General features: G+C 71.4%; 24 protein-coding genes. 10 read left to right on the forward strand and 14 right to left on the reverse strand.

Going from position 1 to position 19,509, the window contains the following annotated elements; genetic code table 11:
• Window positions 1-43: 43 nt before the first annotated feature.
• The gene (locus ACERM0_RS17290; RefSeq protein WP_373679863.1) at window positions 44-526 is read right to left on the reverse strand and encodes an SRPBCC family protein; all 483 of its coding nucleotides are present in this window, start codon (window positions 524-526) and stop codon (window positions 44-46) included.
• 12 nt (window positions 527-538) lie between these two features.
• A complete protein-coding gene (locus tag ACERM0_RS17295; RefSeq protein WP_373679864.1) occupies window positions 539-1,159 on the reverse strand; it encodes a LysE family transporter in 621 nt (206 codons plus the stop codon).
• Window positions 1,160-1,233: 74 nt separating this feature from the next.
• Here ACERM0_RS17295 and ACERM0_RS17300 point away from each other — a divergent pair, with 74 nt between their 5' ends.
• Window positions 1,234-1,686: an Lrp/AsnC family transcriptional regulator gene (locus tag ACERM0_RS17300; RefSeq protein WP_373679865.1), complete on the forward strand. Its 453-nt coding sequence runs from the start codon at window positions 1,234-1,236 to the stop codon at window positions 1,684-1,686.
• On the opposite strand, the gene ACERM0_RS17305 is transcribed toward ACERM0_RS17300, so the two are convergent.
• Together ACERM0_RS17305 and ACERM0_RS17310 are read right to left on the reverse strand one after the other, a co-directional pair.
• Entirely contained in the window at window positions 1,679-2,566 is an 888-nt protein-coding gene (locus ACERM0_RS17305; RefSeq protein WP_373679866.1) for a fructose bisphosphate aldolase, read from the reverse strand. The two genes, ACERM0_RS17300 and ACERM0_RS17305, sit on opposite strands and share 8 nt — an antisense overlap.
• A gap of 125 nt (window positions 2,567-2,691) precedes the next feature.
• Window positions 2,692-3,663, reverse strand: coding sequence for an AraC family transcriptional regulator (locus tag ACERM0_RS17310; protein ID WP_373679867.1), 972 nt, complete (start codon window positions 3,661-3,663; stop codon window positions 2,692-2,694).
• Window positions 3,664-4,043: 380 nt separating this feature from the next.
• Here ACERM0_RS17310 and ACERM0_RS17315 point away from each other — a divergent pair, with 380 nt between their 5' ends.
• On the forward strand, window positions 4,044-4,436 hold the full coding sequence (locus ACERM0_RS17315; RefSeq protein ID WP_373679868.1) for a YkvA family protein: 393 nt from the start codon (window positions 4,044-4,046) through the stop codon (window positions 4,434-4,436).
• A 274-nt stretch (window positions 4,437-4,710) separates the two neighbouring features.
• Entirely contained in the window at window positions 4,711-4,992 is a 282-nt protein-coding gene (locus tag ACERM0_RS17320; RefSeq protein WP_373679869.1) for a hypothetical protein, read from the forward strand.
• Window positions 4,993-5,093: 101 nt separating this feature from the next.
• On the opposite strand, the gene ACERM0_RS17325 is transcribed toward ACERM0_RS17320, so the two are convergent.
• Window positions 5,094-5,837 (reverse strand): hypothetical protein, encoded by a 744-nt coding sequence (locus ACERM0_RS17325; RefSeq protein WP_373679870.1) that lies wholly within the window; start codon window positions 5,835-5,837, stop codon window positions 5,094-5,096.
• Between the two features lie 546 nt (window positions 5,838-6,383).
• Here ACERM0_RS17325 and ACERM0_RS17330 point away from each other — a divergent pair.
• Entirely contained in the window at window positions 6,384-8,816 is a 2,433-nt protein-coding gene (locus ACERM0_RS17330; RefSeq protein ID WP_373679871.1) for a M14 family metallopeptidase, read from the forward strand.
• Between the two features lie 76 nt (window positions 8,817-8,892).
• On the opposite strand, the gene ACERM0_RS17335 is transcribed toward ACERM0_RS17330, so the two are convergent.
• Window positions 8,893-9,105: a hypothetical protein gene (locus ACERM0_RS17335; protein WP_373679959.1), complete on the reverse strand. Its 213-nt coding sequence runs from the start codon at window positions 9,103-9,105 to the stop codon at window positions 8,893-8,895.
• A gap of 399 nt (window positions 9,106-9,504) precedes the next feature.
• Here ACERM0_RS17335 and ACERM0_RS17340 point away from each other — a divergent pair, with 399 nt between their 5' ends.
• Window positions 9,505-10,008, forward strand: a complete 504-nt coding sequence (locus ACERM0_RS17340) for a cupin domain-containing protein (RefSeq protein WP_373679872.1) — start codon at window positions 9,505-9,507, stop codon at window positions 10,006-10,008.
• Window positions 10,009-10,033: 25 nt separating this feature from the next.
• Here ACERM0_RS17340 and ACERM0_RS17345 read toward each other — a convergent pair whose 3' ends face one another.
• The 4 genes from ACERM0_RS17345 to ACERM0_RS17360 all read right to left on the reverse strand — a co-directional run bounded on the left by ACERM0_RS17345 (window position 10,034) and on the right by ACERM0_RS17360 (window position 12,308).
• Window positions 10,034-10,591: an FAD-dependent oxidoreductase gene (locus ACERM0_RS17345; protein WP_373679873.1), complete on the reverse strand. Its 558-nt coding sequence runs from the start codon at window positions 10,589-10,591 to the stop codon at window positions 10,034-10,036.
• 17 nt (window positions 10,592-10,608) lie between these two features.
• A complete protein-coding gene (locus ACERM0_RS17350) occupies window positions 10,609-11,226 on the reverse strand; it encodes a GNAT family N-acetyltransferase (RefSeq protein WP_373679874.1) in 618 nt (205 codons plus the stop codon).
• 123 nt (window positions 11,227-11,349) lie between these two features.
• A complete protein-coding gene (locus ACERM0_RS17355; protein WP_373679875.1) occupies window positions 11,350-11,883 on the reverse strand; it encodes a GNAT family N-acetyltransferase in 534 nt (177 codons plus the stop codon).
• A complete protein-coding gene (locus tag ACERM0_RS17360; RefSeq protein ID WP_373679876.1) occupies window positions 11,880-12,308 on the reverse strand; it encodes a hypothetical protein in 429 nt (142 codons plus the stop codon). Before ACERM0_RS17360 ends, ACERM0_RS17355 begins: the two co-directional genes overlap by 4 nt.
• Window positions 12,309-12,455: 147 nt before the next feature.
• Between ACERM0_RS17360 and ACERM0_RS17365 the strand changes: the two genes are divergently transcribed.
• Together ACERM0_RS17365 and ACERM0_RS17370 are read left to right on the forward strand one after the other, a co-directional pair.
• On the forward strand, window positions 12,456-14,390 hold the full coding sequence (locus ACERM0_RS17365; RefSeq protein WP_373679877.1) for a choice-of-anchor B family protein: 1,935 nt from the start codon (window positions 12,456-12,458) through the stop codon (window positions 14,388-14,390).
• A gap of 264 nt (window positions 14,391-14,654) precedes the next feature.
• Entirely contained in the window at window positions 14,655-15,437 is a 783-nt protein-coding gene (locus tag ACERM0_RS17370) for a hypothetical protein (RefSeq protein WP_373679878.1), read from the forward strand.
• 17 nt (window positions 15,438-15,454) lie between these two features.
• Here the strand turns inward: ACERM0_RS17370 and ACERM0_RS17375 are convergent, their stop codons facing one another.
• Window positions 15,455-15,757 carry a hypothetical protein gene (locus ACERM0_RS17375; protein WP_373679879.1) on the reverse strand — a complete coding sequence of 101 codons (303 nt, stop codon included), beginning with the start codon at window positions 15,755-15,757 and terminating at the stop codon, window positions 15,455-15,457.
• A 275-nt stretch (window positions 15,758-16,032) separates the two neighbouring features.
• Between ACERM0_RS17375 and ACERM0_RS17380 the strand changes: the two genes are divergently transcribed.
• Window positions 16,033-16,179 (forward strand): hypothetical protein, encoded by a 147-nt coding sequence (locus ACERM0_RS17380; RefSeq protein ID WP_373679880.1) that lies wholly within the window; start codon window positions 16,033-16,035, stop codon window positions 16,177-16,179.
• Between the two features lie 87 nt (window positions 16,180-16,266).
• Window positions 16,267-16,416 (forward strand): hypothetical protein, encoded by a 150-nt coding sequence (locus ACERM0_RS17385; protein ID WP_373679881.1) that lies wholly within the window; start codon window positions 16,267-16,269, stop codon window positions 16,414-16,416.
• A gap of 100 nt (window positions 16,417-16,516) precedes the next feature.
• Here the strand turns inward: ACERM0_RS17385 and ACERM0_RS17390 are convergent, their stop codons facing one another.
• The 3 genes from ACERM0_RS17390 to ACERM0_RS17400 are packed head-to-tail and all read right to left on the reverse strand — an operon-like array spanning window position 16,517 to window position 17,994.
• Window positions 16,517-16,705 (reverse strand): hypothetical protein, encoded by a 189-nt coding sequence (locus ACERM0_RS17390; RefSeq protein WP_373679882.1) that lies wholly within the window; start codon window positions 16,703-16,705, stop codon window positions 16,517-16,519.
• A 37-nt stretch (window positions 16,706-16,742) separates the two neighbouring features.
• Window positions 16,743-17,036 (reverse strand): UBP-type zinc finger domain-containing protein, encoded by a 294-nt coding sequence (locus tag ACERM0_RS17395; RefSeq protein ID WP_373679883.1) that lies wholly within the window; start codon window positions 17,034-17,036, stop codon window positions 16,743-16,745.
• A gap of 40 nt (window positions 17,037-17,076) precedes the next feature.
• Entirely contained in the window at window positions 17,077-17,994 is a 918-nt protein-coding gene (locus tag ACERM0_RS17400) for a DUF5996 family protein (protein ID WP_373679884.1), read from the reverse strand.
• A 362-nt stretch (window positions 17,995-18,356) separates the two neighbouring features.
• On the opposite strand from ACERM0_RS17400, the gene ACERM0_RS17405 reads away from it, so the two are divergent.
• The gene (locus ACERM0_RS17405; protein ID WP_373679885.1) at window positions 18,357-19,322 is read left to right on the forward strand and encodes an LLM class F420-dependent oxidoreductase; all 966 of its coding nucleotides are present in this window, start codon (window positions 18,357-18,359) and stop codon (window positions 19,320-19,322) included.
• Window positions 19,323-19,509: the final 187 nt, after the last annotated feature.

Here is a 19,509-nt window from a genome sequence, read left to right on the forward strand (position 1 = left end):
TCTCGTCCGCGGGCCCGCCGACCGGCAACTGCGGCGCTGCAGGTCACGCGCGGCCGGACGCGCCCACACCGGCACGGCCGGCCGTTCCTGCCGCCTCGATGGCCTGCCGCCAGCCCTCGAGGTGGGCCGGATAGTCGGCGGCCAGGTCGGCGACGTCCCGCCGTCCCTCCGGCGAGAGAGCCGTCAGGTCGTAGACGACGCGGACATCGGTCGTCGTGCGGGTCGCCGGTGCGCAGACCACCGTCACGGTGCCGGCTGTGCGTCCTTCGGCGACGCGGGCGTAGCGCATGCGGTCCGGTTCCCGTTCGACGACGACCCACGTCGTCCTCGTGGACGCGCTTCGTGTGACGAAGACCGTCCCGGGCACTGGTTCCTCGGGCCGCCCGCCCGGATACTCGGGGTGCCACCCGGGCACCCAGTCGCGCTCGCCCTCGGGGGTGAAGCGTTCGAGCGCCACGTCCGGGGGCACGTCGACCACGAAGCCGGCGTCGAGGCGCGTCCGGCCGGAGGGGTGCAGACCTTCCACGGTGTGTTCCTTTCAGGAGACGAGCGGCCACAGCGCCAGTGCGGCGCCGACGACGATGGTGACGACGGCCGAACCACGCTCGTCCGCCCGCCGCACCAGGGTCCGGCCGGCGACCGCCAGCAGGACGTGCCAGGCGAGCGAGGCGGTCGCGACCGCCGCGGCGAAGGCGATCACGGCCACGGGGTCCCGGCGCACGCCGCCCTCGACCGCTGCGGCCACGAACACCGCGACCGTCAGCGGGTTCGGCAGGGTCAGCAGGTAGGTGGTCGCGAACCACCGGGCCGGGCCGCCGCCAGCGACCGACGCCACGCGCCCCATGGTCGCGCGTCCGGTCAGGACGCGGACCCCGCGGGCGACGAGCACGACGCCGACCACGACGAGCAGACCCCCGGCTGCGGTCCGGCCGAACCGCAACACGGAATGGCCGGCGACGCGGGCACCCACCGTCGCGGCGACGACCGCCCACGACAGGTCGGCGGCGGCGACCCCGCCACCGGCGGCGAGTCCGAGCCGGAGGTCGCGACGACCGCGGTCGACCACCAGCAGACCGATCGGGCCCAACGGCACGGCGACGGCGAGGCCGACCAGGGCCCCCGCCGTCGTCACCGCGAGTACGTCCGTCATGACCGTCATGATGGCGACGAAAGGGCCGTGGGTGTCACGGTTCTCGGCGCCAGGGCGGCGATGGCGCCGGATATCCTGCGCCGATGGACACCATCGACCACAGGATCGTCGGCGCGTTGTCCCGCGCGGCTCGCCAGACGCTGCAGGAGCTCGCCCACCACGTCCACCTCGGCGCCAGTGCCACGCGCGAACGGCTGCGGCGGCTGGAGGCGGCCGGGATCATCACCGGCTACCGGGCCGTCCTCGATGCCGACCGGCTCGGGTTCCCGTTCGACGCGCTGGTGGAGGTCGATCTGCCCGCCGGCGCCGACGCCGCCGCGTTCGAGGCCGGGTTACGAGCGACACCGGCCGTCGTGGAGGCGGTGCACGCCACCGGCGACCGCGACTACCTGGTGCGCCTGCGGTGTCGGGACAAGTCGGAACTCAACCGCGTCGTGCACGGCCTCAAGAGGGAACTCGGCGCGGCGCGCACCGAGACCCGGGTCGTCCTCGACCAACCCGTGCCCGCCCGTGACCGGTTGCCCGACGTCAGGTGATGGAGGCGCGGTGGATGGACTCGATGGCCTCGTCCAGGGCGGCGTCGAAGGCAGCGTCGTCCTGGTCGGCGGCGAGGTCCTGCACCAGTGCCCGCGAGAAGCTGGCGATGACGCCGGCGTTGCGGGCGAGGCGCTCGTTGGCCTCGTCCCGGGTGTAGCCACCCGACAGCGCGACCACGCGCAGCACCTTCGGGTGCTCGACGAGCGGTGTGTAGAAGCCGTCCTCGCTGGGGATCGTCAGCTTCAGCATCACCTGCTGGTCGTCCGCGAGGTCGTCGAGGTGACGCAGGATCCCCTCGCGCAGCCGCTGCTCGGCCGCCAGCTTCTCCGGGCTGTGGATGTCCACCTCCGGCTCCAGGATCGGCACCAGTCCGGCGGCGAGGATCCGGCGGCCGACCTCGAACTGCTGCGCGACGATGGCGTCGACGCCGGCCGGGTCGGCGAGCTTGACGACGGAGCGCATCTTCGTCCCGAAGACACCCAGGTCACGGGCCCGGGCGAGCAACGCGTCGAGGTCGGGCATCGGCTTCATCAGCTGGACGCCGTCGGCCTCGTCGGCCAGCCCCTTGTCGACCTTGACGAAAGGCACCACCTTCTTGGTGTCCCACAGGTAGCTCGAGGTGGGGACACCCTCCACCTCGCGGTCCATGGTCCCCTCGAAGAGGATCGCGCCGAGGACCCGCTCACCGGTGAAGGCCTCGCTGGTCATGATGCGGGTGCGCATGGCGTGGACGAGGTCGAACATCTCCTCGTCGGTGTCGTAGGCGTCCTGCTGGATGCCGTACTGGGCCAGCGCCTTGGGTGTGGAACCACCCGACTGGTCGAGGGCCGCGAGGAACCCCTGTCCGGTGGCGATCCGGTCGTGCATCTCCGCGTTCATGCTGCAACCTCCTCCGCACGGCATGCCGCCGGTTCGCCCGGCGTCCGCTCCCACCGCGACGGTAGTCCGGCTGCGCGGTCCGGCTCAACGCCGGGCGGTCAGGCGGCCCGCCCGGAGGAGGCCGGTCACCGATGCAGCGTGTGGCTCGGCGGCTGGCCGTAGGCGTGCAGGTACGCGCCGGCGAAGCGGCCCGGGTTGCTGAAGCCCCAGCGGGCCGCGATGCCGGCGACCGTCGCGCCCGTGCCCGGATCCGCGAGCCGCAGGTCCTGGTGCGCCCGGTCGAGCCGGACGCGTCGCAGGTAGCCGGAGGGACTGGTGCCGTGGTGCCGCTGGAACGCACGTTGGAGCGAGCGGACACCCACACCGGCCGCTCGGGCGATGTCACCGATGGTGAGGTCGCGGTCGGCGTTGACCTCGATGTAGGCGGTCGCCCGACGGACCGCGGCCGTCGTGGCGAGACCGTCGTCGTCGGCTTCGCGCACCAGGGCCCGGTTCGGGAACGCCTGCAGGATCGCGGTCGCCAGTAACCTCGACGCCTGCGCCGTCACGAGCGGGCTTCCGAGGAGCTCGGGTTCGCCGGCCAGGTGATGCAGGTAGCGCAGTGCCGCCAGCAGGTGCCGGGCCGCGGACGGGGTGGTCGGGTGCGGTGCGGTGAAGCGCAGGAGGCCGCGCTCGCTCCCGGGGACGTCCGCCCCGACGTGCTCGAGCAGGCCCAGCGGCACCGTGTAGGCGGTCAGCCGCGGGCCCTGCCACTGCAGGCGCAACTCGTCCAGCGGGGGCAGCAGGAACGGCAGACCCGGTCGCTGGACGGTGTGCCCGCGACCGAAGTCGATGGCGTGGCCGCCGTCCGCGAGGACCCCGACCAGCGCGAGGTCCTCGAACGTCCACGCCGAGGTGGCGTCACCGGCGTAGGTCAGCCAGGAGACGCGGGCCGCGCCGACGTCGACGACCACGCTGCGGTAGCGGAACGGCTCGTCACGTCGCGGCGGGGCGGCCGTGTGCTCGCCGTAGTGGTCACGGATGAAGCCGTGAGCCACCTCGCGGTCGGCCGTGTCGATCTCGATCCTACGGATCTCCGGGACTGGTGGACCCGTCATTCCGCCTTCCGTCTCGCCCTGGACCGGTGTGCTCGGGACGCGTCGCGCCCTCGCCGCGTCGGGAACGTCGAGGTGACGAGGCTACGCCGGCCGCTGCTGCCACGGCTTCCCGTTCGCACGCTGCCCGGCCGAGCGCTCGGCCACGCGGCTGGACGTTGCGCGACAGCCCTGTCCCCGACGCGACCGCCGGATCACCGCGGCGCGCCCGGTTGCGTACCGTTCCCGCGGCCTTCCTCGACGGCGACCGCGCGCCGATGTTCGGCGGGGGATGCGTGGTCGGGTCGGGGTGGCCGCAGCGGGGGCCTGGAGGGCGGCCGGAGACGGCCGCCCTCCAGGGGCCGCCTGCTGGGCGTACGCTGGTGCGGTTCAGGAGGTCGGTGATGGCCGGACCCTCACGCGCACGCCAGTACCTGTCGGGTCACCGCGACCCGCGTCGTCTTCGCGCGGCGGCGCGGGCCGGCTCGGGCGCCGGGTCGCCCGGTCTGTGGGCGGACGTCGTCGCCACGTGGCGGCTGCTGCGGGCGTACCTGCGCGGGGACTACCGCGCGGTGCGCTGGCGCAGCATCCTCGCGGTCGTCACCGGCGTGGTGTACTTCCTGTCACCGGTGGACCTGATCCCGGACGTGTTCGTGCTGCTCGGGCTGACCGACGACGCGATCGTGGTGTCCCTGGTCTTCGGCGTGGTGCGGCAGGAACTGACCGGCTTCCGGGCCTGGGAGCAGGCGCAGCAGGGTCTGGACGCCACCGTCCTGCGCACCGTTCGCAGCGCCTGAGCCCTCGCGGCCGAACGTCGAGGAAACGAGGCGCCGGGCCGATGGCCGGCGCCCCGTCGGATGCGACACGGGTGCAGGTCAGGCCACGGGTGAACGTGCTGGCCAGCGCCGATGGTGCGGGGAGGGGAGGTCTGGGCCCTGACCTTCGCCGACCGGACCGTGCACATCACGGACGTGAAAGGTCTGGAGGACCTGGCCGCGCTGCTCGACACGCCCGGTCATGAGGTCGCCGCGGTGGATCTGATGGGTGCGGCGGCCTCGTCCCCGGACGACGGTGAGGTGCTCGACGCGGCTGCTCGGCGCCTACGAGCGGCGCATTCTCGAGCTCCAGGGGGACCTGGAGGAGGCGGAGGCGTTCGTCGACCCCGTGCGGGCCAAGCGTGCCCGGGTCGAGCTCGACCAGCTGGTGGCCGGCCTGAGCGCCGCGACCACACTCGGCGGGAGGGCCGGCGCAGCGGCGGGACGGCCGAGCGTGCCCGCTCGGCCGTCACCTGGCGGATCCGCGCCGCTATCCGGCGGATCACCGCCGTACACCCGGCCCTCGGCGACCACCTGACGAAGGCGGTGCGCACGGGCCGCTGGTGCGTCTATGCGCCCGAGACACCGACCACCTGGACCGTCGTGTCATGACGCGTGTCGTGACGCCGGAGGTACGGGTCAGTCCGTGCGCTGCAGGAAGCGGCTGCTCACCCAGCCGGTGCGCCCGCTGAGCCAGATCTGGCGCCACACCACGTCACCGACCCTGGCCCGGTTGCCGGTGCTGCGGATCCCGGTGGCGTCGCTGGGAAGCCGAGCGACGATGGTGTTGCCCACGCCCGGCTGCGACCGGACGTTGAGCGAACTGCCCGCTCGCACGTTCACGACCCGATAGGTCCGCGGCGTGACCGGCGAGAGGACGGTCACCCGGCTGGTGGGCCGCGCCGGGTGCGCGACGTCGACCACCACGCGCGAGGGGTTGCTGAGCCGCAGCACCCGGAAGCCGGCGTTCGCCCGTAGACCGAGGCCCCAGCTCACGACGGCCTCGAAGTCGCCGGCGAACTTGGCCTGCCGCAGGACGGGCAGTTCGGGGGTCAGCGTCCGGGGGCCGCGGTACGTGGGCCGGCCGTCCTCGTCGTGGGCGTTCGCGGGCTGCATCGTCACCTGGAGGAAGGCGCGTCCACGCAGCCGGATGGGGCGGCCCGAGCCGTCCTCGACGACCTGGTCGACGCGTTGGACGCGTGCCCTGGGCACGCGTCCGCGATAGTCGAACACGATCCGGTCGAAACCGGGGTGCCCGCCGGTGCGGACGTTGGTCAGTTCCGCGATGGCCGGTTGCGCCGCGGCCTCGGCCGCGGGCACGAGCACGCCGACGAGCAGCAACAGCGACAACAGCACCCGCCATCTGGCGGCGGAGCGGACCATGGCCGACCTCCTCGAGTCCTCGGTGGTCCATGCGGCGCAGGGCCTCGCAGCCCCGACCACCCGGTGACGTCGACGCTACGCCCGGAAAGGACAAGCACCGGCCACGCGGAGGCCAGTGGATGGCCAAGCGCGGGCCAGCGGTCGGCGTAGTGGGTGCCTCACTCCTTCTGGGCGCGGATGAAGTCGCAGCAGGTCGTCGACGTCCCGGGCGCCGCTCCTCCGCGAGGAGAATGATGACCCACTCGAACACTCGTCCCGCGTCAATCCATCGGGTGCGAGTGCCCGCCATCCGGGCCCGTCGCTTCAGCGTGCGCTCAGCAACGCGGACACCGTCCGACCGGCCGTGATCATTGACCGGTTCGACAGGGCGAAGTAAGCACACGCCAGCCGACGACTGGCGTGGACCCGTCACGACTGCGTGACCCGTCAGCAACAGCAGCCGGCGTGCCGGTCCCGCAAACCGTCGGGCCGGTCTGGGAGGTGTGCGGCGGCTGCGACGCGATCCGTCGGGCTGCCGTGCAAACGGATCCTGGGAGGGATCGTTCCATGGCAGGAAGCAGACTGCGCAGGCATGCGCTCTTCGGGGTGACCTCGGTGATCGTGCTGTCGATGGCGGTACCGGGAATCGCCATCAACCAGCAGTTGCCGCCGCCGCCCGACGACCTCGGGCGCACCGCCGACGAGGTGTCCGACGTGGTCGAGGTCCACGTCGCGGACACCGAGGAGCTCGACCGGCTCGTCGCGACCGGCGTCGACCTCGACCACCACGTCCACGTGCACGACGACGGAGAGATCGAGGTGCACGCGGTCGTGACGCCCAACGAGCAGGCCTCGCTGAAGGCGAAGGGCTTCGAGCTCGGCCGCCGGGTGCACACCGAGGCGGACACCGAGGCGGCGCTGGAGGAGCGGGAAGAGACCATCCAGGCCGCGATCGCGGAGAACGAGGAGTTCGCCGCCGCTGCGGAGCTCGCGACCGTCTCCGACGTCAAGATCATCCGCGCCGACTACTACACCAGCTTTGGCCAGGGCGTTCTGTCGGTCGAGGCGAAGTGGGCCAACGGCCAGACGGCGACCAATGCATTGACGGTCCAGCGTGACAGCGGCCCGGGCACGGAGTTCGGCTCCGGTGGCCAGCAGAACATCTCGCGGTTCGTCGACGCCGGCGTCTACCTCTATCACCGCGGCGCCGCGTCCGTCGCCACGCGACCCGACCGCGTCCGCATCGTCAGCCCGAGCGGTGACGTCGCCATCGCCGAGGTGACCGACTGGCTGCCGACCGACGACGAGGATCCCTTCAAGGGTGACGGTTACGAGGAAGGCTTCATCAACAGCTACCTCACACCCACGGAGCTGTACGAGCGCATCCACGCGCTCGCGGCGGAGTACCCGGAGCTCTCGGAGATCGTGGAACTGCCCCACAAGACCAACGGCTACCGGCGCCACGCGCAGGCGCTCCTCGGAAGTGCCAACGCCTCGCGCGTGGGTATCGATTCGGTCGCCTGGGGCCACGAGGGCGGCAACGACCTGCGCATCCGGACCATCAACCCAGGGGCGGCCGACTCACCGCTGAGCGTCTCGGTCGCGGGTAACGACATCACGGTCGGACTCGCGACGAACGGCGCCGGCGCGCTCTCGAGCACGGCCGCCCAGGTCGTGGCGGCGCTGAACGCCGATCCGGCCGCCAGCGCCCTGGTCTTCGCCTACACCTACCGCGGCAACGCCGGTGGTGGGGTGGTCGCGGCGCAGGACTTCGTTTCGCTCTCCGACGGACTGGCCGCACCGGACAGCGTGTCGAGGGAACCGCACCCGGTCTACGCCATCCGGATCGGCAAGCACCGCGACGGTTCCAAGCCCGGCGTGCTGGCCTACGCGCAGGAGCACGCGCGTGAGTGGGTGCCGCCGTTGGTCACCATCGAGACGGCGGAACGGTTGCTGCGCAACTACGCCCACCACGGCCCGACCAAGCAGCTGGTGAACAACCTCGACATCTGGATCGCGCCGTCCATCAACCCCGATGGCGGTCACTACTCCTTCTACGACCGGTCGGCGCAGCGCCGAAGCATGACGCGTCACTGCGCGGTGACCGGCAACTACGACATCCTGGCGCGCGGGAACTGGGGCGTCGACAACAACCGCAATTACACCGAATACAGCCTGTTCGACGGCTTCTCGGGTGCTTCGACCTCCTGCACCAGCGACACGTTCGCCGGTCCCGCCGAATTGTCGGAGCCGGAGAACAAGAACGTCGACTGGCTGGCGCAGCAGAACATCAAGTTCTCCATGAACCTGCACTCGTCCGGCAACTACTTCATGTGGTCGCCCGGTTCGTACGCCACGCCGGGACGCATCAGTGCGCCGCGGCCGACGCTGCAGGAGGAGGGCTACTTCTGGGGCGCCTCGTCGCGCATCCTGACCGCCATCAAGCGCTACCGCGGCCTGTCGGTGACGCCGGCACGCACCGGTCCGATCTCCGACGTGCTGTACTCGGCGGCCGGTAACTCGGGCGACATGCTCTGGTACAAGTACGGCATCTACGCCTGGAACTTCGAGGTCGGTACCTCGTTCCAGCCGCCGTTCGAGGGCACGCCGACCGGTGGTTCCGCGCGACGCGAGTCGATGGAGTTCGCCAACGGTCTCGTCGAGATGATGCGGGTCGCGTACGACTTCAGCCGCGACAAGGTCCGGCCGGAGAGCGTCATGAACGTCACCCACTCGGCCACGCCGGGGATGGTCGACGTCACCTTCACCACGTCGGAGCCGGCGTCCGTGTTCTACACGCTGGACGGCTCGACTCCGACCTACGAATCCACGCTCTACGCCTCCGCCGGCATCCGTGAGGGCGGCGAAACGCTGACCGTTCCGGCGGGCACGATGGTCCACTTCTTCTCCGTGGACGCCGCCGGCAACGTCGAGCGCAACTACCGACCCGACGGCATGGGCAAGAACTTCGGCAAGGCCCGCGCCGTCGTCGGCGGGTAGCCCACAACCCCGCACCAACCGCGGCCGCGGTCCTCGAACGGAGGGCCGCGGCCGCGGCACGTCCGGTCTCGAAGCATCACCGAACCTGTGGCTCGGGTCGGACGCCGGACCCGGCGACGGCGTGCGGGACGCTGCGGGGGAGGGACGACAGCAGCGCCCCCTCGACGGCGCGTTCCCGGCCCCGGATCCAGGCGAAGAACCAGGTCAGCAGCAGCGCACCGGCCACCAGCAGCGCCAGCATCAGCCAGCCGCTGTCGTCGGCGGCGAGGATGCCGAGGACCACGAGCACAGCCCGATGGCGGACAGCGCCGCGCCGCCACGGTGGTGTCGGATCCTGACTGATGTCGTTGATCATGACGTTCGTGTCCGAGCCCGCGGAGCTGCAGATGAACTGCGCCAGGGCAGCGGGAGCGGCATGCGACGCAGCGCCGGCGACGGTCGGCCGGTCGCGGTCTCCTGTCCGGACACGGGAGGCCTCCAGGGACGAAAGCTTCAGGGTCGGCGCGCCGGGCCGCCGCCACCTCACCCGCGGGGTGGGCCCATCGCGCACGGGGTGGCGTGCCTCGCGCGAGCTCGACACCTCGGCCCGAGGCCTTGATGCCGCCCGGCTGGGCGGCGTATGGTCGATGACGACGGGGGGACGGACGCCCGGGGCTTCGCATCGGCGGAGGAAGGGGGTGGCGGTGTCGTGTCGCTGCCAGAGACCACCACGTCCGGCTACTGGCTGGGCCCCGACGACGGCGAGGCCCTCTGGTTCAACGGCGGGCTCGGGATCCTGAAGGCGACCGCCGAACAGACCGCGGGCAGGTTCGCCATGTTCGAGTTGCGGTTGCGCCGGGGGTTCGCCGCGCCGCTGCACGCGCACGCGAACGAGGACGAGTTCTTCCTCGTGTTGTCGGGGGCCGTCCGCCTCCAGCACGGCGACGAGGTGATCGACGGTGTGGAGGGCACGCTGGCGTACAGCCCGCGTGAGTCACCGCATTCGTTCCACGTCGACTCGGACGAGGCACGGCTGCTGCTGTTCTTCGGGCCGGCCGGCGTGGAGGGCTTCTTCCGTGACGTGGCGACACCGGCGCGGGCGCTCACGCAGCCACCGGAGGACGAGCCGAGGCACGACCGCGAGACGCTGATGGAGATCATGCGCCGCCACGGTCAGACCGTGCTCGGTCCACCGCTGCCGCCGTTGTCCTGACGCGTCGGAAGACGCGAGGGGCGCCTCAGTCCTGACCGGGCGGCGTGTCCCAGTCGTGGACGTCGGTGCCGGCCTCGCGGGACAGGATGTCGAGGGCGGCGACGGCGCCCGCACCGGCGGAGATGATTGCCTGGCTGCGGTCGGGGCGCACCAGGCGGCCGATGGCGTACACGCGGTCGACCGGCGTCCGGTACTCCGCGTCGACACCGACACGGCCGTCCGTCACCGACAACCCGAGCCGCCGCGCCAGCGGCTGGGCGGACTTCCCGCCGGCCAGGACCAGGTAGTCGGTCGGCGTCGGCGGCCGGGTGTTGGTGTGGACGATGAACGTGTCGCCGGCGCCTTCGAGGTCGGTGACCTCGGCCGCGACGACGTCCGCGCCGAGGCCGGCGACCTGTTCACGGGCGGCGCGCTGGAAGTCGGGTCCGGCCACGTCGGGGACACCGAGGTAGTTGTGCAACTGCGCGTAGTGCATCGGCGTCTGGTCCTGCCCGAACACCGTGACCTCGTGGCCGGCCTTGGCCAGGAACAGCGCGGCAGACAGGCCACCGGGGCCGTCACCGACCACGACGATGCGTGCCATGCGTGCTCTCCACTCCCTCAGCGACGATGGACGACCATCAAGATACTCGCGCCGGATGCGCCGTCGAGGGGGCCCACCTCGGTGAAGCCCGCGCGCCGTAGCGCCCGCAGGGACGAGGCGTTGGCCGCGTCCGGTGCGGCGCCGACGTGGTGCCAGTCGGGATGCGTGGGGAAGGCGACGTCGCGCACGAAGGCGCGCAGCATGGCGGCCCCGAGGCCCCGGCCCCGCTCGGTGGGTTCGCCGACGAGGTAGTCGACGCCCCCGGCAGCGGACGTGACTCCCCGGGCTCTCCACGCGCCCGCCTCGTCGGGATCCGAGTCGATCGCGTAGGCCTGGATCCAGCCGAACGGCCGATCGTCGAGCAGTGCCAGCCAGTGCTCGACGTCGCCGCCGGCGTCCGGGCCGTAGTCGCGGACGACCGCCGGCCACGACACGTCGTCGCCCTCCCACCAGCGCACCACGCCGGGCTCGTTCAACCACGCGTGCAGCAGCGGCAGGTCGTCGGCCGCCAGTCGACGGAAGCGCACGTGCACCGCCGCCGGCGGCGTCCGCGGCGGCGCAGGCGGCGTCCGCGGTGGCTCCGGTGCGTGCACCAGTTCGACGCACGGCGCGATCGCACGGTGATGGAGGTACATGACGGCTCCTCGCCGAGTCGGCCGCCACCGAGCGTGGAGGACACCGCACGCCGGCTGGTGAGGAATCGATGAGGACGCGGTGCTCCTGGCCGGCGCGCCTCGAGGAGACACGGCGTGCCGTGCCTACCAGTCGTCGCCGTCGCGCGCCTCGCAGACCATCGGAGCGTTCAACGGCAGTGCGCGGGTGGCGCCGAAGCGCAGCACCATGATCCCGTCGTCCTCGTCGGGGGTCCGGGTGAGCGCGGTGCCGTCACGGACGTAGGTCGGGCCCTGCCACCGCTCCCAGCCCAGGCGCTCGTAGAAGGCGTGTCGCCCTGTGGAGAGCACACCCAGGTCGTGCCGTCGGCGCAACAGCTCGGCCACCTCGGCCATCACCGCCGAGCCGTGACCACGGCCCTGGGCGGACGGGGAGGTCGCAACGGCTTCGACGTATTCGCAGTCCACGAGGCGCCCTGCGGCCTCGAGTCCGCGTCGCACGAGGGCGGCGTGTGCGAGCACCTCGTCGTCCTGCAGCAGCACGACGTGCCAACCCCCGAGCGCGTGTTCCCAGTCCGTCTCGCCGAAGTCGTCACCGAAGGCCGCCGACATCAGTGCTCGCGCCTTCGCGAGGAGCCCGGCGGGAGCCGCTCCGGTCGCGAAGACCCGGAGCGTGCTCATGCGGCGTCGGGGACCGATGCCGTCCGGGGTCGGCGGATGCGCCAGGCCGCGACGCCGAGGGTGCCGACGAGCACCGCCAGGACGCCGAAGCGGGCCAGCGCGTCGGTCGCCACGGCCTGGCCGGGTTCGCGGTTCGCGAAGGCGTCGCTGACCTGGAAGAGCAGCAGCATGGTGAAGATCGTGAAGGCGGCGATGATCGCCGGGCGGCTGCCACGCCAGACCAGCGTGCCAAGAGCGACGGTGACGAGCCCCACCGCCACCAGACCGCCCGCGATGCCGGCCGACAGGCGTACCAGCTCGGTGAGGAAGCTGACCAGGCCGAAAGCGACGTTCAGGGCCCCGACGAGAATCAGGACGGTCCCGGCGAGTCGGGAGCTCCAGTGACCGGCGTCCGCCGCGGCCGGCCGGCCGTGTCCCCTGGCCATCGCGTCCCTCCCGCGAGTTCAACAGTTCTTCAGGGAATCTTCCGTTCCCCGCCATCCTAGGCACCTAGGGTCGCCCGTCGGAGTCATTTTGCCGTGGCCCACGCGGGTCATCTAACGGGACGGCTCCATGCGTCAATGGGAGGATGCATGGCAACCACACTGCGGCGCCCGATCAGTATCGGTCTGGTCCTGGCGCTCGTACTCACGTTCTCCGCGCTCATGTCGAAGCCGGCGCAGGCTCACGACTCGTGCGCGATCGCTCAACCCGCGGCGAGTGGTCCACTCGGGCTGGTCCTCGCCGCGGTCAACGTCTTCTCGGCCTTCCTGCCGACCGAAGCTGCCTGCGAGGACAAGTTCGCCGAGGTCGAGGTGAAGCTCACCCGCGACTGGGGGAGTGACGCCGAGGCGCAGGCCAGCGCCGCCTCCGAGCCGCGCTACAACGCCTCGCGCGCCAATCCTCGTAGCAGCGCGCCGGACACGTTCGCGCCCTGCAAGGACGGCATGGCCGCGGACTTCTTCCCCTGTGACGGGGTCGACCTGCTGAGCCACGTCTCGCACGCGGAGCTCGGCACGTCGTTCGTCAACGACATCTGGGGTTGGACGGATCCGCAGACGCGCAAGGACTACGCGCTGGTCGGTTCGTCCACCGGCACGGTCTTCGTCGACATCAGCGATCCACGCCGACCCGTCGTGCTGGGCAAGCTGCCGACCGCGTCGTCGCAGGGCGGCTCGTCCTGGCGCGACATCAAGGTCTACGAGAACCACGCCTACGTCGTCTCCGAGCACACGAACCACGGTGTACAGGTCTTCGACCTGACGCGGCTCCGTGACTGGAACGGCTCCTACACGACCTACGACGTCGATGCGCACTACACCGGACACGGCTCGGCCCACAACATCGCCATCAACGAGGACACGGGATACGCGTACTCGGTCGGTGCGGGGCCCTACACGGTCGCGGGACTGCCCAACGTCGTCGTCGTCAACGAGCCCTCCGCCGCCGCCGGTCAGTACCAGGCGACCGGTGCGGCCTTCGGACCGGCACCGACGGGCGAGCTGCTGACCGGTGAGTTCGCCGTCGTCGACGACGGCACGGCGCTGCCGAACGAGGGCTGCCATGCGCTGCAGGACTTCCCTGCGGGCGCGATCGCCATCGCCGACCGCGGCACCTGCCCGTTCACGGACAAGGTGCTAAACGCCCAGGCCGCCGGTGCGGTCGCGGTCGTCATCGCCAACAACGTGGCCGGGTCACCGATCACGGTCGGCGGTGCGGCCCCGGGCATCGAGATCCCGACGGTCATGGTGAGCCAGGCCGACGCGAACGCGATCAAGGCGGGTCTGCCGGCCGCCGGGGGTGTGAGTGCCAACCCGGCCGTCATCCAGTGCGGGACCGGCCTGCACATGATCGACATCAACGAGCCCAAGAACCCGACGTTCGCGGGCTGCTTCGACGACAACGGCTACGTCCACGACACCCAGTGCGTGCTCTACGACGGCCCGGATGCGGACTTCCACGGTCGGGAGATCTGCTTCAACTCCAACGGCCTGTCCTACAGCACCTCGGCGGGGACGAACTTCGTCTCCATCGTCGACGTGACCGACAAGTCGAACCCGGAGAACCTGGCGGTGCTGGAGTACGAGGGGTCCGGCTACTCCCACCAGGGATGGCTGACGCCCGACTCCGCCTGGTTCCTCCACGGCGACGAAGGCGACGAGCAGCTGCGCGGCGTCAACACGACGACCCGCGTCTGGGACGTCACCGACCTGCGCAACCCGTTCGTGGACTCGGTCTTCGTCAACGACACGACGTCGATCGACCACAACCTCTACACGCAGGGTCGCTACGCGTACGCCTCGAACTACACGACGGGTCTGCGGGTGTACGACACCAGCGACCTCGCCGGTGAAGGTCTGTCCGAGGTCGCCTACTTCGACGTCTACCCGGAGAACGACAACGCGACGTTCGAGGGCGGGACCTGGAGCAACTACCCGTACTTCCGGCAGAAGGGTGTCGTCGCGGTGAGCAGCATCGACCGCGGACTGTTCATCCTCCAGCCGCGAGTCGGCCGCGACGGCAACTGACCACGACCGGGGACCGGGGGCGCCGCCAGCTGGTGGCGCCCCCGTCACGTTCGGCTCCGCTGCGCGTACCCCGGCGTCAGGCGCTCGTGGCGAGTTCGTGACCTGCTGCCGACACGTCGCGGATCCCCAGCCCGGTGAGGGCGAACCGTAGGCCCACCCCCATCGCCATCGGTGCCCAGCTCACGGCAGGTCGTCCTCGGCGCCGTCCCACGGATGGACGGAAGTAGCGGGGACGCGTGCACCACGGGTGATTACCGTGAGCCCATGGCGGAGTCCGGCGAACCAGCAGTGCAGGGTCAGCGCCGCGGACTGAGGGATGCGGCCCAGGCGGCGCATGCGGATCTCGGTCGCATCCGCGGCACGCTGACGGAGGAACAGCGTGCGGCATCGCCATCGCGAGCCCTCGTCACGCTCGTCGCGCACTGGCGCGACCACCGGCCCGTCTACCAGACCCTGGCGCGGTTGGTCGGCGACGAGGCGCGCGAGGCCATCATCCGCGAGCTGGAGGGCTGGAAGCGCGAGCTCGACGAGCAGCTGGGCACCTCCGAGCGGTCGGTCGAGGCCTCGGTGCGGCGATTGGAGTCGCAACTCGCGGCGTCGGAACCGGGCATCGGTCGCGCCGAACTCCTGATCGAACTCGCCGAACTCCATGCCAGCCGCCAGGACGATCGCGAGGCGCAGCGGCGGTTCCACGCCGCCGAGGAGGAGCTCGCGCCCCACCAGCCGCGGACGACGGGCGCCGGGATCGCGGATGTCTTGGTCGACGCGCTGCCCGGTGTCCTGCAGGGCGAGGCGCCGCGCCTGCGCGCGGAACTCGAGGCGGTCATCCGCACCTCGAAGCTGCTGCAGCGGGTCTACGACGGCCTGGCGCGTGTGGTGCAGGACCCTGCCGAGGCGAAGCGATACCTCGACCGACGACGCGAGCTGGACATGAACCTGGCACCCGGCACCCAGGAACAGGCCGAGTTCAAGCGCCGACTGCTGGACGGGCTCGCGCAGGCGGGCGAGGCCCCCACGGACGAGGAGGCCGGACGGCAGGCGCCCTGACCTCCTCGGGCCGTGCGTCAGGCCGGAGCGACCTCGGTGTCCTCCTCGCCGCCGTCGCCGATCCCACGGATCAGCCCGATCAGCGCATCGATGAGCTGCTGCAGCAGATCGTTCAGGATGCCGGACAGGTCGACGCCGTCCAGCAGCCCGGCGATGGCACACAGGAGGTTGCCGAGAAGATTGCCAGGACCGGGCTCGGCGGTGATGTCGAGGTCGATCTGGCTCAGCTGCACCCGCAGACCCAACAGATCGAGATCGAGCGGACCCAGGGTGAGATCAAGGATGGGACAGACGTCTTGTTCCGGAGGTTCCTCGCTCATGTCGTGCCCTCTCGTGGCGCCACCTGCGTCGGCGGGTGACGCCTGGTCGCCGGGAACGAGCGGTGCGATCGACGCTAACACGGTGCCTGTGGCGTGAACCCGGACGGATGACCTCAATACGTCTGGTTGCATGGCGAACCGGGTCGACGGAACGAGGGCGCACGGGGCCTGCACGACACGCCCCGGCCCGACGAGGCGATCGACGTCCTACGTCAAGCTCGCCGGACCCGCTCGAGGCGCTCGGATGGATCCTCGCGCTGACGCTGGTCGCGACCGTGCTGCACGGCAAGCTGCTGATGCTGCTCGGTTCTACGCCCGTCGTGCTCACGCTCGGTTGGTTCCGTCCGCCGCTGTGGCACGCCTTCCTGGACACGCTGCGCGATCCCGAACTGCACCTGCAGTTGCACGCGCTCGCCGGGTGACGCGGTCGCGGGTTCCTCACGGCCCTGCTGACCGGGCAGCCGTCGTCGTTCACGGCCGAGTGGGTCCACGTGCTCGCCTTCGCTGCCATGCTGCCATGGGGGCTCGCGCTCGGCGTCGCGACCGTCGCCTATGCCCAGCGGCGGCGTGGCATCTGCGGCGTCTGCACCCGCGGCGTCCCGGAAGTGCTGCCGTCGTCGCTGCCCGCCGCTCGTGCCACCCTCGCGAGCTCGAGCTGAGGGCGACGTCGGATGCGGCTCGGGGGACGCTGTCGGGCTTCCGCGGGCCCCGCCCTGTGGTTCCGCCTCGGTCAGGGCCTCGAGGGCGAGGGGTGGCGGGTCACGAAGCGGACCGTCCACGTCCAACCGCTCCGGGGGTGGTCCCGTCCACCTGTGTGAAGGCGCGGGTGAAGGCAGCCTCGGAGCGGTAGCCGAGCGAGGCGGCGACCCGGCTGACGGTGAGCACCCCCATCACGGTGACCATCGCTTCGCTGGTGGGCGTCCCGGTCGGGTGAACGACGTGCTGCACGTCACTGGCGCAGCCTCCTGCCCCGCTGGGATTGCGATCACGGTGTGACGCTGCGGCCGAGCCCGGGTGCGACGTGTGCGACGAACGCGTCGTCGGGGTAGCAGAAGGCCCAGTCCTCACCCTGCTCGAACGACTGGACGACCGGGTGCTCCGTCGAGCGGGCGTGGGCGGTGGCATGACGTCCCGGCGAAGAGTCGCAGCACCCGACGTGCCCGCAGTCCATGCACAGCCGTAGGTGCACCCACCGCTGCCCGAGAACCAGGCACTCCTCGCAGCCGCTGGGTGAGGTGGGATCGACGGGAGTCAACTGCTGGAGGTGCTGGCAGCTCATGGTCGTCTCCATGTCGTCTGTCTCGAAGCAGGCGCGGACGTCAGGGTGCGGCCCTCGTGGCCAGGTCGGCGAGATCCCAGCCAGCCGTGCGGGCTCCGGCTCGGTAGGCGTCCTCGAGGAAGCCCAGCAGCGTGGTCCGGGGGTCGGCCGCGGTCCGCACGGCGTCGTACGGCAGGATCGCGGTCCCCGACGCCTCGTTCCAGGTCGCCGCGCGAGCGGTCAGCGGCTGGCTGACGAGCCCGTCCGGTGCCGGTGCGGTGTAGGAGTAGTAGGCGGGGTAGGGGACCTGCTCGTCGCCGGGCCAGAACCCGAAGGCGATCGTCTCGTGCGAGTACGCCTCCGCCTCCACCACCCCGGCGCCCGCCCTCGTCGGGGCCCGTCGGCCCGAGAAGCGGGCGTGCGCGAGGTCGAAGCTGTGCCAGAACAGGTGCACGGGGCTCTGCTTGCCGTTGAACCGCCCGGCGAACTCCTCGAGGACGGCGGTGCTCGACCGCAGCACCTGGGCGAAGCGTGCGACCGCGTCGCCGTCGTAGGTGTCGTGCTCGCGGTCTTCGTGGAACGGCGGCCCGTCGAGGTCGTAGGGGGTCATGTCCGCCTCGACCGTGATGCCCAGCCGTTCGAGGGCGGCCAGCAGTTCGTCGTGGAAGCGTGCGCAGGCAAACCGGGGCAGCAGGGCGAACTGTTCGACCGCGCCGCGGCTGTCGACGATCCGCATAGCATGCTCACGCAGGTCGAGGCGCAACTCCACGGCCCGTCCGTCACCGACCGGCAGCATCCCGGTCGTCAGTCCGTCGACCGTCACGTGCAGTGTGACGTGCCACCAGTGGTTGGCGAACGGCGCGAGCGCGAGCCGGATCTTGCCGATCATCTGGCTGTAGCGGTGGAGCGTGTCCTTGGTGTCCCGCCAGCCGTCCAGCGGAAGGGCCGGCCAGGGGTCCATTGCCGCGGTCGCCCTCATGTCTGGCCCTTTGGGATGACGGGCTCGTGGATCCTCGGCCATGTCGTCGACTCCTCTCTGCTCGCAGCGTGTCGAGTGTTGCTGGTCAGGGGCCGTCGATGCGCTCGGAGTGGCCGGGTGTTGCAGCGAGGATGCAGGCCCAGCCGTCCTCGGTGAGTACGGCAAGGGTGGGGCGGGGCGGGCGTCGTCGGGGTGGGGGCGGCGCCACTATCGACGCTTCTCCAGCCGCGTGACGACGTGCGCAGTCTCGTCCATGCCCCGCGACCGCACCCAGCGAGGCGGTCCGGGCTGCAGCCCTCGGGCTGCTGTGCCAGCATGGGCAGGCACGCGACTTCCGACGCAGCGAGCGGATAGAGCGCACGGTGAAGATCAGCGTCGTGGTGGCGTCCCGTCCCGACGTCGCGCCGAGCGATGACTTGGCCGTGGCGGCGACCGCCGACCGGCTCGGGTTCGGTGAGTTGTGGATCGGTGAGGGCTGGGTGTGGGACGCCTTCGTCCTCGCGACGGCGATCGCCGCCCGGACCGACCGGATCGCGCTGACGGTCGGGCCGATCCCCGTCTCCATCCGTGACCCGCTGATGATCGCGCGGGCCGCCGCCTCGACGGCCGCCGTCGCGGGCCGGCCGGTCGGCGTCGCGCTCGGCACGTCGAGCGTCCGCTACGTCGAAGGGGCGCATGGCCGCCGACGCCACCGTCCCGCGACGGCGCTCTCGGAGAGCGCTCAGGCCGTCCGTGCCCTCTTCCGCGGTGGCCCCGTGGCCTTCGAAGGTGAGGTGATCTCCACGAACAGCGGCGGGCTCACCTTGGAGCCGCCGGGCGGCCCAGTCACCGTCGCAGCGTTCGGCGATCGAGCCATCGAGGTCGCGGCCACCCACGCGGATCGGATGGTGCTCGACCTGGTCTCGCCGGAGATGGCCGCCGAGTTCCGTGGCCGCCTGGACGCGGCCGCGACTGGAGCTGGACGACCCGCGCCACCGCTCGCGGCGTGGATCCCGGTCGCCATCGACCCCGAGCCGCGAACGACCGAGCAGATCACCCGCAGCCTCGTCGGGTACCTCGGCGTCGCCGGGTACGCCGAGATGTTCTGGCGCGCCGGCTTCGGCGCGGCCGTCGACCTCGCGGCCACGGGTGCTTGCCGCGAGCAACTTCTCGACGCGCTCCCGGAGGACGCGGCGCAGCGGATGGGGATCGTCGGCGACATCGGCACGGTCGAGGCGCGCCTCGCGACCTACGCCGCGGCTGGTCTGGACGAGCTCGTCGTCGTGCCGGCCACGGCGGGAGACCCTGCCGGTGAACGGACCCTGACGGCGCTGGCCGAGCTGCGGTGACGCCCCCGCCCGCCGGCGCTTCCGGCTCGTTCTTCAAGCAGGTTCGCCGGCACCTCCTGCGCCTATGTGCCCGGTCCGCGTGCCATCGCCAACCAGTTCGGTCGTTCGTCGTGACGCTGAGCAAGAGCGGGGAGTCAGGGCGCCATTCGTTCCCAGCCGGCGGAACGAGGCCGTTCAACGACTACCC

The sequence above is a fragment of the Egicoccus sp. AB-alg2 genome, from assembly GCF_041821065.1.
In the GTDB taxonomy this organism is placed as follows: Bacteria; Actinomycetota; Nitriliruptoria; order Nitriliruptorales; family Nitriliruptoraceae; genus Egicoccus.

Coding starts and splice junctions, on each gene's coding strand:
- ACERM0_RS17375 (WP_373679879.1), bottom strand. CDS start 15,757: ATGAGCGAGGAACCTCCGGAACAAGACGTCTGTCCCATCCTTGATCTC.
- ACERM0_RS17310 (WP_373679867.1), bottom strand. CDS start 3,663: ATGACGGGTCCACCAGTCCCGGAGATCCGTAGGATCGAGATCGACACG.
- ACERM0_RS17330 (WP_373679871.1), top strand. CDS start 6,384: ATGGCAGGAAGCAGACTGCGCAGGCATGCGCTCTTCGGGGTGACCTCG.
- ACERM0_RS17350 (WP_373679874.1), bottom strand. CDS start 11,226: ATGTACCTCCATCACCGTGCGATCGCGCCGTGCGTCGAACTGGTGCAC.
- ACERM0_RS17300 (WP_373679865.1), top strand. CDS start 1,234: ATGGACACCATCGACCACAGGATCGTCGGCGCGTTGTCCCGCGCGGCT.
- ACERM0_RS17295 (WP_373679864.1), bottom strand. CDS start 1,159: ATGACGGTCATGACGGACGTACTCGCGGTGACGACGGCGGGGGCCCTG.
- ACERM0_RS17325 (WP_373679870.1), bottom strand. CDS start 5,837: ATGGTCCGCTCCGCCGCCAGATGGCGGGTGCTGTTGTCGCTGTTGCTG.
- ACERM0_RS17370 (WP_373679878.1), top strand. CDS start 14,655: ATGGCGGAGTCCGGCGAACCAGCAGTGCAGGGTCAGCGCCGCGGACTG.
- ACERM0_RS17345 (WP_373679873.1), bottom strand. CDS start 10,591: ATGGCACGCATCGTCGTGGTCGGTGACGGCCCCGGTGGCCTGTCTGCC.
- ACERM0_RS17400 (WP_373679884.1), bottom strand. CDS start 17,994: ATGAGGGCGACCGCGGCAATGGACCCCTGGCCGGCCCTTCCGCTGGAC.
- ACERM0_RS17315 (WP_373679868.1), top strand. CDS start 4,044: ATGGCCGGACCCTCACGCGCACGCCAGTACCTGTCGGGTCACCGCGAC.
- ACERM0_RS17360 (WP_373679876.1), bottom strand. CDS start 12,308: ATGGCCAGGGGACACGGCCGGCCGGCCGCGGCGGACGCCGGTCACTGG.
- ACERM0_RS17355 (WP_373679875.1), bottom strand. CDS start 11,883: ATGAGCACGCTCCGGGTCTTCGCGACCGGAGCGGCTCCCGCCGGGCTC.
- ACERM0_RS17365 (WP_373679877.1), top strand. CDS start 12,456: ATGGCAACCACACTGCGGCGCCCGATCAGTATCGGTCTGGTCCTGGCG.
- ACERM0_RS17395 (WP_373679883.1), bottom strand. CDS start 17,036: ATGAGCTGCCAGCACCTCCAGCAGTTGACTCCCGTCGATCCCACCTCA.
- ACERM0_RS17305 (WP_373679866.1), bottom strand. CDS start 2,566: ATGAACGCGGAGATGCACGACCGGATCGCCACCGGACAGGGGTTCCTC.
- ACERM0_RS17385 (WP_373679881.1), top strand. CDS start 16,267: ATGCTGCCATGGGGGCTCGCGCTCGGCGTCGCGACCGTCGCCTATGCC.